Annotated in this window: 14 protein-coding genes; 5 read left to right on the top strand and 9 right to left on the bottom strand. The window is 65.1% G+C overall.

Annotated features, from left to right (window positions below; translation table 11 throughout):
• Positions 1-29: 29 nt before the first annotated feature.
• The 4 genes from AB4Z32_RS04310 to AB4Z32_RS04295 form a co-directional block, all read right to left on the bottom strand.
• Positions 30-548, bottom strand: coding sequence for a chemotaxis protein CheW (locus AB4Z32_RS04310; protein WP_441934682.1), 519 nt, complete (start codon positions 546-548; stop codon positions 30-32).
• Positions 549-550: 2 nt separating this feature from the next.
• Entirely contained in the window at positions 551-919 is a 369-nt protein-coding gene (locus AB4Z32_RS04305) for a response regulator (protein ID WP_441934681.1), read from the bottom strand.
• Positions 920-936: 17 nt separating this feature from the next.
• On the bottom strand, positions 937-1,326 hold the full coding sequence (locus AB4Z32_RS04300; protein ID WP_441934680.1) for a response regulator: 390 nt from the start codon (positions 1,324-1,326) through the stop codon (positions 937-939).
• A gap of 176 nt (positions 1,327-1,502) precedes the next feature.
• Positions 1,503-1,655 (bottom strand): rubredoxin, encoded by a 153-nt coding sequence (locus AB4Z32_RS04295; protein WP_441934837.1) that lies wholly within the window; start codon positions 1,653-1,655, stop codon positions 1,503-1,505.
• Positions 1,656-1,882: 227 nt separating this feature from the next.
• Between AB4Z32_RS04295 and thiD the strand changes: the two genes are divergently transcribed.
• The 5 genes from thiD (at position 1,883) to AB4Z32_RS04270 (ending at position 6,520) form a co-directional block, all read left to right on the top strand.
• Positions 1,883-2,701, top strand: coding sequence for a bifunctional hydroxymethylpyrimidine kinase/phosphomethylpyrimidine kinase (gene thiD / locus AB4Z32_RS04290; RefSeq protein WP_441934679.1), 819 nt, complete (start codon positions 1,883-1,885; stop codon positions 2,699-2,701).
• Positions 2,694-3,995 (top strand): glutamate-1-semialdehyde 2,1-aminomutase, encoded by a 1,302-nt coding sequence (gene hemL, locus AB4Z32_RS04285; protein ID WP_441934678.1) that lies wholly within the window; start codon positions 2,694-2,696, stop codon positions 3,993-3,995. The genes thiD and hemL overlap by 8 nt, the downstream gene beginning before the upstream one ends.
• Positions 3,996-4,102: 107 nt before the next feature.
• Positions 4,103-5,386, top strand: coding sequence for an NRAMP family divalent metal transporter (locus tag AB4Z32_RS04280; RefSeq protein ID WP_441934677.1), 1,284 nt, complete (start codon positions 4,103-4,105; stop codon positions 5,384-5,386).
• A 392-nt stretch (positions 5,387-5,778) separates the two neighbouring features.
• Complete coding sequence (locus AB4Z32_RS04275) at positions 5,779-6,186, top strand: hypothetical protein (RefSeq protein WP_441934676.1); 408 nt, start codon at positions 5,779-5,781, stop codon at positions 6,184-6,186.
• 172 nt (positions 6,187-6,358) lie between these two features.
• Positions 6,359-6,520, top strand: a complete 162-nt coding sequence (locus tag AB4Z32_RS04270; protein ID WP_441934675.1) for a hypothetical protein — start codon at positions 6,359-6,361, stop codon at positions 6,518-6,520.
• 241 nt (positions 6,521-6,761) lie between these two features.
• Here AB4Z32_RS04270 and corA read toward each other — a convergent pair whose 3' ends face one another.
• The 5 genes from corA to AB4Z32_RS04245 form a co-directional block, all read right to left on the bottom strand.
• Complete coding sequence (corA, locus tag AB4Z32_RS04265) at positions 6,762-7,727, bottom strand: magnesium/cobalt transporter CorA (RefSeq protein ID WP_441934674.1); 966 nt, start codon at positions 7,725-7,727, stop codon at positions 6,762-6,764.
• Positions 7,728-8,042: 315 nt separating this feature from the next.
• Positions 8,043-8,795, bottom strand: coding sequence for a monofunctional biosynthetic peptidoglycan transglycosylase (mtgA, locus tag AB4Z32_RS04260; RefSeq protein ID WP_441934836.1), 753 nt, complete (start codon positions 8,793-8,795; stop codon positions 8,043-8,045).
• The gene (aroE, locus tag AB4Z32_RS04255; protein WP_441934673.1) at positions 8,795-9,619 is read right to left on the bottom strand and encodes a shikimate dehydrogenase; all 825 of its coding nucleotides are present in this window, start codon (positions 9,617-9,619) and stop codon (positions 8,795-8,797) included. The genes mtgA and aroE overlap by 1 nt, the downstream gene beginning before the upstream one ends.
• A 6-nt stretch (positions 9,620-9,625) precedes the next feature.
• On the bottom strand, positions 9,626-10,510 hold the full coding sequence (locus AB4Z32_RS04250; protein WP_441934672.1) for a TonB C-terminal domain-containing protein: 885 nt from the start codon (positions 10,508-10,510) through the stop codon (positions 9,626-9,628).
• A gap of 232 nt (positions 10,511-10,742) precedes the next feature.
• The gene (locus AB4Z32_RS04245) at positions 10,743-12,803 is read right to left on the bottom strand and encodes a ribonuclease catalytic domain-containing protein (RefSeq protein WP_441934671.1); all 2,061 of its coding nucleotides are present in this window, start codon (positions 12,801-12,803) and stop codon (positions 10,743-10,745) included.

Here is a 12,803-nt window from a genome sequence, read left to right as displayed (position 1 = left end):
CCAGTCCTGAACCTGTTGTCGTTATTTGTTTAAAGGCCAACCTGCAGGAAGCGTTCGTCCTGCGCCAGCGCGGCCAGCGCCAGGGGCGTCCAGGCATTGCCGTCGGCGTCGACGAGGCGGCCGTCCTGCGGGGTCATGTCGGCCGCCTGGCGCAGACCGTGCACGCGCGCCGCCAGGAAGCCGCAGGGCAGGCCGAGGCCAGGGGCGAAGGTGACCAGGCGCGTCGCCGGGCCGATGGCGGCGCCTTCCTGGGCGCCGCGCTGTGGTCCAAGAAAGCGCGCCAGGTCGACCACGCCGACCAGGCTGCCGCGGATGTTGGCCAGCCCCAGGTACCAGGGCTGGGTCAGCGGCACCGTGGTAAGCGCCGGCACCGGCACGATCTCGCCGGCTTCGAGCAGGTCGAGCAGGTAGCGCTCGCCGCCGATCTCGACGCCCAGTTCGTGCGTGCGCTGGCCGCTGCCGGTGCGCGCGACCTGCACGCGCTCTAGCAGCTCTTCCTGGTACTGGCGCAGGCGGGCGCGCCGGGCGGCGGGATCGAGGCCGGCCATGGTCAGGCGCCGAGGGCGGCGATCCTGGCCAGCAGCGCTTGCGCGTCGACCGGCTTGACGAAGTAATCCTTCGCGCCCTGGCGCATGCCCCAGATGCGGTCGGTTTCCTGGTTCTTGCTGCTGCAGATGATGATCGGCACCGAGGCCAGCTCGGGATCGCGCGTGATCGAACGCGTGATCTGGAAGCCGTTCGCGCCCGGCATGACGACGTCCATCAGGATCAGCTCAGGACGGTCGGCGCGGATCTTGGCCAGCGCCTCCTCGCCGTTCTCGGCGGTGGTGACGGTGAAGCCGTTGCGCACCAGGATGTCGGTCAGGTAGTAGCGTTCGGTCGGGGAATCGTCGACGATCAGAATCTTTTGTATGGCCACGATGGGCTCCGGAGTATTCATGCCGCCGTGGCCGTGTGATCACGCACGGCCGCCAGCAGGCTGTCTTTGGAAAACGGTTTGGTGAGGTAGGCGATCGAGCCGACCATCGCGCCGCGCGCGCGGTCGAACAGGCCATCCTTGGAGGACAGCATCACCACCGGGGTCGCATGGAATTTCGCGCTCTTCTTGATCAGGGCGCAGGTCTGGTAGCCGTCCAGGCGCGGCATCAGGATGTCGCAGAACACCAGCGCCGGCTGATGGTCGTTGATCTTGGCCAGCGCATCGAAGCCGTCTTCCGCCAGCACCACCTGATACCCTGCCTGGGTCAGGAAGATCTCGGCGGAGCGGCGGATCGTGTTGCTGTCGTCGATCACCATGATCTTCAGGCCTGTCGCTTGCGTCGTCATATTAGTTTCACTTCAGCATGAACCCGCACGATAGCATAGGGCGCTGGCCTTGTGCGCGAAGTGTTGCTATACGTCAACTAGCTGAAAACCAAGGTGATGATTGTTTGACAAGAAGCTTGGCAAGAAGGCATCGCCGAAGGCGGAAATGCCCCGATTTTGCTGGCTAAAACGACAACTCAGATGGCGGTCATTTCGAAATCGTCCTTGCGCGCGCCGCATTCCGGGCAAGTCCAGTTCATCGGCACGTCGGCCCAGCGCGTGCCGGGCGGGATGCCGTCTTCCGGGCTGCCTGTGGCTTCGTCGTAGACCCACCCACAAATCAGGCACATCCAGGTTTGGTAAGCCTGCGTTTCATTACTCACGTCGAATCCTTCTTTATAAAATTAGGTAAAGCATCAGGGACCTCCAGAACCGTAGCGAGCGGAAGCTGGAGCATCCGAGAAGCGCAGCCGTACTTGGGTACGGCGAGCATCGCAGGACGGTCCAGCGACGCGCAGTAGGTTATGGAGGTTCCCATCTAGTAAAATGGGAAGCTAGGTATCTTAATCTAACGCTTGTGCAAAACCAACCGTCTACACTCATCCTCACCTTCGGGCCGGCCGATCCGGTCGGCGCGATGGGCATCCAGTCCGACGTGGCCGTCTTCGCCATGCACGGCTGCCATGGCCTGTCGGTGGTGACCGGGCTACTGGTGGCCGACTCCGCGCGCGTCGACGACATCCATCCGGTCGAATCCAGCAGCGTGGTCGAACAGGCCCGCATGCTGCTCGAGGACATGCCGATCGCGGCGATCAAGGTCGGCACCATGGCCAGCCTGGAGCAGATCGCGGCGATCGCGGAAATCGTCTCCGACTATGCCCAGGTGCCGCTGATCCTCGATCCCTTCACTTCCGGCCTGCCGGACTGCGGCGTGCGCGACGACGACATCATGACCCTGATCCACCAGCTGCTGGTGCCGCAGGCGCACGTGCTGGTGATGTCCCAGCCCGAGCTGGCGCGCTTCGCCGACTGCTGGCGCGACCCGGGTTCGATCGCCACCGTGGCCGAGGACGCGGCCGAGCTGACCGGCTTCGGCTGCGGCCACGTGCTGGTCACCGGCATCGGCGGCGGCGACGGCGTCCGCGCCGACAACCTGTACGACCCCGACGGCCTGGCCGTCAGCCTGTCCTGGAACCAGCACCTGCCCGGTCCCTTCGTCGGCGCCGGCAATACGCTGTCGGCCGCGCTGGCGGCGCGCATGGCGCAGGGCATGGACGCGATCGAGGCCCTGACCTACGCCCAGGACTACACTTTCGGCACCCTGCAGCATGCCTGCCGCTTCGGCATGGGCAGGCTCATTCCCAACAAGCTGTACAAGAAGAACAACCATGACTGAACATACCGAACACACCTCCAGGAACGACACCCTGTTCGCCCGCGCCCAGCAGACCACGCCGGGCGGCGTGAACTCCCCGGTCCGTGCCTTCCGCTCGGTCGGCGGCACCCCGCGCTTCATCACCCGCGCCGAAGGCCCGTATTTCTGGGACGCGGACGGCAAGCGCTACATCGACTACATCGGCTCCTGGGGCCCGGCGATCGTCGGCCACGCCCATCCGCAAGTGGTCAAGGCGGTGCAGGACGCTTGCGCCCGCGGCCTGTCCTTCGGCGCCCCGACCGAAGGCGAGATCGAGATCGCCGAAGAGATCTGCCGCCTGGTGCCTTCGATCGAGCAGGTGCGCCTGGTCTCCTCCGGCACCGAAGCGACCATGAGCGCGCTGCGCCTGGCGCGCGGCGCCACCGGCCGCGACAAGATCGTCAAGTTCGAAGGCTGCTACCACGGCCACGCCGATTCCCTGCTGGTGAAGGCCGGTTCCGGCCTGCTCACCTTCGGCAACCCAACCTCGGCCGGCGTGCCGGAAGACTTCGTCAAGCACACCCTGGTCCTCGACTACAACAACATCCCGCAGCTGGAAGACGCCTTCGAATCGATGGGCGACACCATCGCCTGCGTGATCGTGGAAGCCGTGGCCGGCAACATGAACCTGATCCGCGCGACGCCGGAATTCCTGCGCCGCATGCGCGAGCTGTGCACCGAGTACGGCGCGATCCTGATCTTCGACGAAGTGATGTCGGGCTTCCGCGTCGGCCTCGGCGGCGCCCAGGCCCTGTACGGCATCACCCCGGACCTGACCGCGCTGGGCAAGGTGATCGGCGGCGGCCTGCCGGTGGCGGCCTTCGGCGGGCGCGCCGAGCTGATGCACAATATGGCGCCGATCGGCCCGGTCTACCAGGCCGGCACCCTGTCCGGCAACCCGGTCGCGGTGGCGGCCGGCATGACCACCCTGAAGCTGGTGCAGGAACCGGGCTTCTACGAGAAGCTGTCCGCGCAGACCACCCGCCTGGTCGACGGCCTGAGCAAGGCGGCGAAGGAAGCCGGCGTGGCCTTCTGCGCCGATGCTGTCGGCGGCATGTTCGGCATGTACTTCTCGCACCACGTCCCGTCGAGCTACGGCCAGATGATGGCCGGCGACAAGGAGCGCTTCAACCGCTTCTTCCACGGCATGCTGGACGAAGGCGTCTACTTCGCGCCCGCGATGTTCGAAGCCGGCTTCGTCTCCGCGGCCCACGACGACGCCGTGATCGACGAGACCATCGAAGCGGCGCGCCGCGTGTTCGCGCGCATCGCTTAGTCGATCGCTTAGTTGATCACTTAAGCCTGACTTATTTTCACGGCGGACGCCCCTTGCGGGTTTCCCGCCGTGCTACACTCCGCGCCGACCCATCCTCGTCGGCCGCCATGAAGTCCAAGCCCAAGCTCTTCCGCCGTCTCACCGACAACGCCACCCTCAAATCCCTCGGCCCCGGCCTCATCACCGGCGCAGCGGACGACGATCCATCCGGCATCGCCACCTATTCCCAGGCCGGCGCGCAATTCGGCTTCAATACCCTGTGGACCCTGGTGCTGACCTATCCCTTCATGGTCGGCATCCAGCTGGTGTCGGCGCGCATCGGCCGCGTCACCGGACGCGGGCTGGCCGCCAACATCCGCCGCGCCTATCCGCCCTGGCTGCTGTACGTGGTGGTGCTGCTCCTGCTGGTGGCGAACGTGATCAACATCGCCGCCGACATCGCCGCCATGGGCGAAGCCCTGCGTCTGGTGACGGGCGTCGGCTCGCAGCACATGTATTCGCTGGGCTTCGGCATCCTGTGCCTGCTTTTACAGGTTTTCCTGCCCTACAGCACCTATGTGCGCTACCTGAAATGGCTGACGCTCGGCCTGCTGGCTTACGTTGCCACCGCCTTCGCCGTGCACATGCCCTGGACCGAGGTGCTGGCGCGGACCGTGTGGCCGCACTTCAGCTTCACCAAGGACTCGGTGGCCCTGGTCGTCGCCGTGTTCGGCACCACGATCAGCCCCTACCTGTTCTTCTGGCAGGCCTCGCAGGAAGTCGAGGAGATCCGCAACGATCGCAACACCCGTGCCCTGCGCACCCGGCCGAAGGATGCCAAGGCCCAGCTCAGGCGCATCCGGGCCGATACCCTGATCGGCATGGGCTTCTCGAACTTGGTCGCCTTCTTCATCATCCTGACCACGGCGGTGACCCTGGGCGCGCACGGCATCACCGATATTCAATCGTCCTCCCAGGCCGCCGAAGCCCTGCGCCCGGTGGCGGGAGAATTCGCCTTCCTGCTGTTCGCGCTGGGGATCATCGGCACCGGCATGCTGGCGGTGCCGGTACTGGCCGGCTCGGCCGCCTATGCCGTCACCGAGAGCTTCCGCTGGCGGAATGGCCTGGACCTGAAGGTGGTCGAGGCGCGCGAGTTCTACGGCATCATCGCGCTGGCGACGCTGGGCGGCGTGCTGCTCGACTTCGCCCCGATCGATCCGATCGCGGCCCTGGTGCTGTCGGCTCAGATCAACGGCGTGATCGCGGTGCCGATCATGACCGTCATGATGATGCTGGCGCATAACCGCAAGATCATGGGCAGCTATACGCTGAGCACCCGCCACACCGTGATCGGCTGGTTCGGCGTGGCCATCATGCTGGTGGCGGTGGTGGCGATGTTCGCTACGATGTGAGTTAGCTGCATTCCTCCATCAGCTGGACCTCGGCCCAGCGGCCGGCATGGACGTCGTCGATGCGGCCGTCCAGGGTCTCGAAGCGGATGGCGTTGGGGCCGGCGTGATGCGTAAGCGTCTGTTCGATCTCGATGTAGGCGCAGTCCGGGCTGACGCCACGATGACGCGGGCGCCGTCGCGGACCGGGCGGCCGCGGCCAGGGTCAGGGTCAGGCATGCCAGTGCGAAACTCGATTTCCTGCTGAGTTGCATTTTCATCCTTTCGGTGAAGGACCGCGCGCCATCCCCCACGTATGGGGCTGCACTTTGGCGCCATCCCTGCCTACGATGCTTGTACTGGGGGATCGGTTCGCGATCCAGATTCCAAAACTATATCGTACGGGAAAAATTATCATGCAAACCTCTGTCACCTCTTCCGCACCGCGCTTTTCGGACGCCGGCGTCATCTGGCTGAAGCTGGCGGTGGTCTACCTCATCATCGGCATTTCGATGGGCATCGCCATGGGCGCCAGCCAGAACTTCACTCTCCGCCCGGTGCACGCCCACATCAACCTGCTGGGCTGGACCACGATGGCGCTGGCAGGCCTGATCTACAGCGTGTTTCCGAAGGCCGGCGAGAGCCGCCTGGCGCGCCTGCACTTCTGGTTGCTGAACCTGGCGCTGCCGGTGATGATGTCGGCGCTGGCCCTGCTGCTGTTCGGCCAGGTCGGCGTGGCGCCCGTGCTGGCGCTGGCGGAGATCGTCGCCGCGCTGGGGATCGTGGCCTTCGCGGTCAATATGTTCATCAACCTGAAGCATTGAGGCCGGCGGCGCGGCCATACTGTCCCGCTGCAGACGGCAGATCGGGACAAATGAAAAACAAAGGGTTCATCGGGATGTTGGCAGTATTGGCGGCGCCGCGCCCCGGCTCTACTTCTTCGACAACTGGAACGGCTGTCCGCAGAAAGGCGCGTCCTGCCAAACCAAGGCCTACGTGGTTCCTGGTGATCGCCTCCTGCTCGGCAAGACGCATGGGGAATGGACCTGCGCCTGGTACCAGGGCAAGTCGCACGAGACCGTCGGTTGGGTGCGCAAGCGCGACCTGGCGATCCAGGCGGCTGCCGAACCGGCGCCGGCCGACTGGACGGGCCGCTGAAAGATCTACAGGGAACGCGGCCAGATCGACATCGACCGCAAGGGCACGGCCTGGTACGTGGACGGGATGGCATTCTGGGGCAGCGGCGCCTCGACCAATTCAGGCCAGCTGGGAGGGGAGCTGCTCATCCAGGGACGCCGACCTGGCACGCATCGGCGACTTCCTCATCGTGCACGACAACCAACGCTGCGGTGGCCTCAACGTTCGCTTCGACGGCGTCTACGCCCGTGTGCGATGAGTCTTATTTCAGCCAGCCGCGGTGGCGGAAATACAGGAAAGGCGCGATCGCGCTGATCAGCATCAGGCTGAGCGACCAGCCATAGCCGAACTTCCAGTCCAGCTCGGGCAGGAACTTGAAGTTCATGCCGTAGATGCTGGCGATCAGGGTCGGCGGCAGGAAGGCCACCGAGGCCACCGAGAAGATCTTGATGATCTTGTTCTGGTTGATGTTGATGAAGCCGACGGTGGCGTCCATCAGGAAGTTGATCTTGTCGAAGAGGAAGGAAGTGTGGCCGTCCAGCGATTCGATGTCGCGCAGGATCTGGCGCGCTTCCTCGAACTGTTCCGAATTGAGGAGCCGGCCGCGCATCAGAAAGCTGACCGCGCGCCGGGTGTCCATCATGTTGCGGCGGATGCGGCCGTTCAAGTCTTCCTCGTGGGCGATCGCATTCAGCGCGGAGGCCGCGTCCTGGTCGGTGAATTCCTTCTGCAGCACGCGCTGGCTGACCTCTTCCAGGCTCTCGTAGATGCCCTCGAGCGCGTCGGCCGAGTACTCGGCGTCGGTCGCGTACAGGTCGAGCAGCACGTCCATGTAATCCTCGATCGAACCGGGACGCGAACGCGCGCGCAGGCGCACCAGGCGGAACACCGGCAGGTCATCGTTGTGCACCGAAAACAGGATCTTCTTGGCCAGGATGAAGGCCACGGTGACGATGCGCGAGGGACCATCCTCTTCCTCGCGCAGGAAGTCGGTGCGCAGATGCAGGTCGCCGTTTTCCGCCTCGTAATAGCGGGCCGAGGCTTCGATGTCGGAAACTTCGTCCTCGCCCGGCAGGATCACGCCATACATGGCCTTGACCACGGCACGCTCTTCGTCGGTGGGATCGGTCAGATCGACCCAGACGGGCGTTACTTTCTCCAGATCGGCGCGCGACGCAATCGCTACCTGATTCAGTCGGCCATTTTGTAGGACAAATACATTGATCATGCGCTGCTTTCTCGGCCGGATTCGGAAACAGCGCAAGTGTACCCGTAAGCCCTGAGCCCGGCCACCCCGTAGGCAACAAATTTGCTTTACGACACCATCAATTCGGGGTCAGAGCACATTCCGCCAAAAATTCGGGGTCAGAGCACATTTTGAGGAAATGACGCCTCGGAACAATTGCAGCAAGAGCACAACGTTTTTGCCCCAATAGCCCCGGATAGGCAGCCAATGCGCGTCCGTGTAGCCAAGCGGCGAAATGTGCTCTGACCCCGAATTAAGCGAATAATGTGCTCTGACCCCAAATTTTTGGGCGGGATTTCAGGGGAGGTCGGCGGCGTTCATTCGGCGCTGGATGACGCCGGTTCGGCGCGACAGGTAGTTGGTCTGGCGGTGGGCGTCGTAGTAGCGGGGGTTCGGCAGCATTACCGCCAGGCGCGCGGCCTGGGTTGGGTCGAGGCGGGCGGCGGAGGTCTTGTAATAGTGGCGGGCGGCGGCTTCGGCGCCGAACACGCCGCGGCCGAATTCGACCACGTTCAGGTAGATTTCGAGGATGCGCTGCTTGCTCATCACCGCCTCCAGCATATAGGCGATGACCAGCTCCTGGCCCTTGCGCAGGTAGTTGCGCGAGCCGGACAGGAAGAGGTTCTTCGCCAGCTGCTGGGTGATTGTGGAACCGCCGCCGATCACCTTGTGGCGCTTGTTGTTGCGCTGCCAGGCTTTTTCCAGCGCTTCCCAGTCGACGCCGTCGTGTTCGGTGAAATTGGCGTCTTCCGAGGCGATCACCGCGCGCTTCAGGTTGTCCGAGATGCGCTCGTACGGCACCCAGACCTGTTCCAGCCTGGCGTTCGGGTTCTTTTCGCGCAGGCTTGATAGCTGCTGGCGCATCATGCTGGTCGACGATGGATTGAACTGGGTCCACCAGAGAATCATCACAAAGAAGTACAGCTGGATCAGCAGCACCAGCAGCAGCGGTCCCAGGACGATCCATTTCAGCCAGCGCCGGCGGCTCTTGCCGCTGGCCGTGCTGGCAGTCTTGCCACCGGCGGCAAGACCCGCCCTGAGCGCTTTCATCATAGCTGTCGCCGCATCTGTTCCAGGATGGTGGAGGTCTGCGGCCGCACGCCACGCCAGATGGCGAAGGCTTCGGCGGCCTGCTCGACCAGCATGCCCAGGCCGTCGCGGGTCGCGGCGCCATGGCTGGCGGCGAATTCCATGAACGGGCTCGGCATTTTCCCGTACATCATATCCAATGCCAGCGTGTCCTGGCAAAACGCCAGCGCCGGCACCGGCGGCATCGCGCTCGACAGGCTGGCGGAGGTGGCGTTGATGACGACGTCGAAGGCGGCGTCGATGTCCTCGAAGCCGCAAGCGGATACCTGGCCCGGATGCGCAGTGTGCGCCGCAAACTGCGCGACCAGGGCGTCGGCGGTGGCGCGGGTGCGGTTGGCGATCACGATCATCGCGGGGCCATGCTGCAGGATCGGCAGCACCACGCCGCGCGCCGCGCCGCCCGCGCCCAGCAGCAGCACGCGCTTGGCCCCAAGGGGCACGCCGGCATTGCGGACGATGTCGGCGACCAGGCCGGGGCCGTCGGTATTGTCGCCGACGATCTCGCCGTTCTCGAAGCGCAGGGTGTTGACGGCGCCGGCCAGGCGCGCGCGCTCTTCCAGCCGGGTGGCGAGGGCCGCCGCTTCCAGCTTGAAGGGCACGGTGACGTTGGCGCCGCGGTAGCCGCGCGCGATCAGCTCCTGCACGGTGTCTTTGAAGCCGTCCAGCGGCGCCAGGCAGCGCTCGTAGACGATGTCCTGGCCGGTTTCAAGCGCGAAGGCGGCGTGGATGTCCGGCGACTTGCTGTGGGCGATCGGATTGCCGATCACGCAGTATTTATCGCTCATATAAGCTCATGCTCCTTTTTCTTCACGCAGTTCGGCCTGCAGCTTGCCTTCCCGGGTGAAGGTGAAGGTCGTGATGACGATCCACAGGTCGTCCTTGTCGCTGGAGCGCATATTGGCCGGGAATTTGCCGAACGGGGCCGCACGCCGCACGATGCCCAGCGCGGCCTGGTCCAGCGCGCGGTTGCCGGACGAACGCTCGATGCGCGGTCCGCCTTCCTTTTCATAGATGCTGCCGTCCTGGAACACCGGGATGTACATCACCAGCTCGCCGTACAGCTTGCGGCCGTTCTGCTGCGGGAAGCTGAGGGTACCGACCTCCTCCACCCGCTTCTGCAGGGCCTTGTAATAAATGGCGTAACCGACCCCGCGGGTGCTCGGGCTGATGAAGGTCTTCTTCGGACGCTTGTTCTGGTCGACGATGCGCTGGGTGATCTCGGCCGTCTGGCGCGCGATGGCGCGGCTGGTCTCGAGCATGTCGGCACCGTTGCGCGACGGATCGGGCTTGTCCTGCTGGGCGATCGGGGGGGCGGCGAACGCGGACGGGTGGGTCTGGGTCAGGAGTTTCTGGCGCTGTTCCAGGTCGGCGATGCGGCGCTGCAGGGTCTTGATGCTGTCGCCATCCTCGATCTTGCGCAGGTCCGGCAGCGGCGACTGGGCGCGGCCGGCATCGGCATTGCCGCCACCGTCGAGGTTGGCCTGGGCCAGCGCCTCGGCCTTGACCGGCGCGCGCTCGTGCCTGGCATTGACGAGGATGACTTCCAGCCCCGGATCGGTCGGCTGCAGCCGGAACGCGTCCGGCGCGGCGAAGCGGATCGCCAGCAGGGAGGCGTGCGCCAGCACCGAGAAGGCAATGGCGATCGTCAGGGGGCGGTTGTGTTGAAGGCTCTTCACGTGCTGCGGGACGGGACGGTTGGGAGTACGGAACTACCCATTCTACCGTGCGCGGGAAGGAGTTTGTTAGTCCCTGCGGCAACAAACAGTCTTGCTAGCAACAGTGGGTTGTTGCTGTTTTAAGTTCGGTTATTCAAGAGTCAACAGGGAGTGTCAATGTACTCACTGTTCATGTGAGCCTTGGATTCCCGCGAAGGCGGAAGAGTGCTCCCGGCACGCTTCCGCCAAGTTCTCAAGCCGCAGGCACGTCCGTCTGCGTCACCGGATCCGTCACGGTAACGGAACCTTCGGCCTCGACAGCTTCAACAGCCGCCGCCTCGCCGGTATCCTCGGCCGTCGACGCCGCCTCTTCCTCCTCCTCGAACTCGAGCGCCGCGGCCGCATCCGGCGCCGGCTCGGCCACCTCGAGCAGGCGGGCTTCCAGCGACAGGTCGACCTCGTCCCAGCGCACGATATCCAGGCGGACCTGGGCGCCGCGGGCCACCTGCGGCATGCCCGGCAGGCGGATCACCAGCGGGATCTCGACCAGGCGCAGCACCTCGTCCTTCAGCACCACTGCCTCGACCTGGCGCGCGTTTTCCTGGCCCAGCCAGCGCAGGCACCAGTAGCGTTCCATGTTCTGCTGGAACTCGTTATAGGCCGCATAGGCGGCGTCGAAGGCCGAGACGATCGAGAACAGGGTGGCGTCGCGCGGCTTGAACGGGGCCACCAGCGGCGCCGTCACGCCGTGGGAGGCGCAGGCCAGGATCTGCCACTGGTTGACCAGGTCCGTATAGCGGCGCAGCGGCGATGTGCTCCAGGCGTACTGGTCGACGCCCAGGCCCTGGTGCGGGGCCGCGTGGGTCACCATGCGCACCTGGATCTTGGCGTTCCAGCCGCCGGCGCCCGGTCCCTGCGAGCGGTAGATGCCCGGCACGCCGGAGTCGTGCAGCAGCTTGCCCCAGGTGCTGTTGGCGAAGATCATCAGCTCGGCCACGATCTTGTCCAGCGGCGCGCCGCGCTTGCGGCGGACGATGGTCACCACGTCGTCCTCGACGTAGAAGTTGAAGTCGACGCGGTTGCCCTGCTCAGGCTTCAGGCCAAAGGCTTCGCGCTTTTTCATGCGGCCGGCTTCGAGCTGCAGCGCCCACTTCCACAGCAGGCCCAGTTCGTCCTTGTGCGGATAGTCGCCGGCGCCGCTTTCCAGCACGTCCTCGGTCACCAGGGCATCGAGTTCGTTGAGGCGCAGGTTGGTCTTGATCGGCACGCGCTCGGCGCGGGTCTCGGTCGACAGCACCGACCAGGTATCCGGATCCAGGGTCGCGTACAGCGACAGCGCCGGGCAATCCCTGCCTTCGGCCAGGGTGTAGGCTTCGACCACTTCGTCCGGCAGCATGGTGATCTTATCGCCAGGCATATACACGGTCGACATGCGCGCGCGCGCGATCTTGTCGAGCACGTCGTCGGGGCGGATCGCCAGGCCCGGCGCGGCGATGTGGATGCCGACCCGCACCGTACCGTCGTCCAGGTGCTCGACCGACAGGGCGTCGTCGATCTCGGTGGTGGTCACGTCGTCGATCGAGAACGCCGCCACCTTGGCCAGCGGCAGCTCAAGCGGCGCGCTTGGCACCGGCACCTGCGGGAAGCCGGCGCCGCGCGGGAAGTGTTCGAACAGGAAGCGCGACATGTGCAGGTCCTTGGCCGACGCGATGCCGCCCGTGCTCAGCATCAGGCGCTGGGCGGTGGTCTGCAGTTCGCTGGCGGCGGTCTCCAATGCCTTGTATTCGATGCCGTTCTTGTCCGGCTTGAACAGCAGCTGCTGCACCAGCGGCTGCATGGCGGCGGGCAGGCGGCCCGCCTTCAGTTCCTCGACATACGAGGCTTGCACGAGGGCCTGCTGCCTCTTCTTTTCGATGCCGGCCAGGGCCGCGCGCAGCGACTGTTCCAGCGCGGCCTTGTAGCGGCCGCGGCCCTTCTTGTAGAAATAGATGGGCGCGTTGTGCAGCGCCAGCACCAGGCCGGCGGCCTCGAAAGGCAGCGGCGCGTGGCCGAAATATTCGGCGCCCAGCTCGGTAAAGCCGAACTCTTCCTGGCCTGCGACTTCCCACAGGAATTCGAGGTCGACGTCGCCGGCGACCGTCTTGGCCTGCTCCAGCAGCGTGGCAGGATCGGGTTTGTCGAACTGCAGCAGCACGTCGCGGGCCTTGACCTTGGTGCGCTTACCGCTCGGCATCTCGACCTGGTAGGCCTCGCCCGCCTGCGACAGCACGGTGCCGACCTTGAAGTCGCCGGATTCTTCGAAAAAGAGGTTCAT

Source organism: Massilia sp. 2TAF26, assembly GCF_052115005.1.
In the GTDB taxonomy this organism is placed as follows: Bacteria; Pseudomonadota; Gammaproteobacteria; order Burkholderiales; family Burkholderiaceae_D; genus Telluria.
The sequence above is the reverse complement of the archived record's forward strand: the minus strand, read 5'-3'. Positions and strand labels throughout refer to the sequence as shown.

Bases quoted from the DNA above. Each gene is read 5' to 3' on its own strand.
- AB4Z32_RS04310 (WP_441934682.1), bottom strand. From the start codon at position 548: ATGGCCGGCCTCGATCCCGCCGCCCGGCGCGCCCGCCTGCGCCAGTAC.
- AB4Z32_RS04300 (WP_441934680.1), bottom strand. From the start codon at position 1,326: ATGACGACGCAAGCGACAGGCCTGAAGATCATGGTGATCGACGACAGC.
- AB4Z32_RS04295 (WP_441934837.1), bottom strand. From the start codon at position 1,655: ATGTGCCTGATTTGTGGGTGGGTCTACGACGAAGCCACAGGCAGCCCG.
- hemL (WP_441934678.1), top strand. From the start codon at position 2,694: ATGACTGAACATACCGAACACACCTCCAGGAACGACACCCTGTTCGCC.
- AB4Z32_RS04280 (WP_441934677.1), top strand. From the start codon at position 4,103: ATGAAGTCCAAGCCCAAGCTCTTCCGCCGTCTCACCGACAACGCCACC.
- AB4Z32_RS04275 (WP_441934676.1), top strand. From the start codon at position 5,779: ATGCAAACCTCTGTCACCTCTTCCGCACCGCGCTTTTCGGACGCCGGC.
- corA (WP_441934674.1), bottom strand. From the start codon at position 7,727: ATGATCAATGTATTTGTCCTACAAAATGGCCGACTGAATCAGGTAGCG.
- mtgA (WP_441934836.1), bottom strand. From the start codon at position 8,795: ATGAAAGCGCTCAGGGCGGGTCTTGCCGCCGGTGGCAAGACTGCCAGC.
- aroE (WP_441934673.1), bottom strand. From the start codon at position 9,619: ATGAGCGATAAATACTGCGTGATCGGCAATCCGATCGCCCACAGCAAG.
- AB4Z32_RS04245 (WP_441934671.1), bottom strand. From the start codon at position 12,803: ATGAACCTCTTTTTCGAAGAATCCGGCGACTTCAAGGTCGGCACCGTG.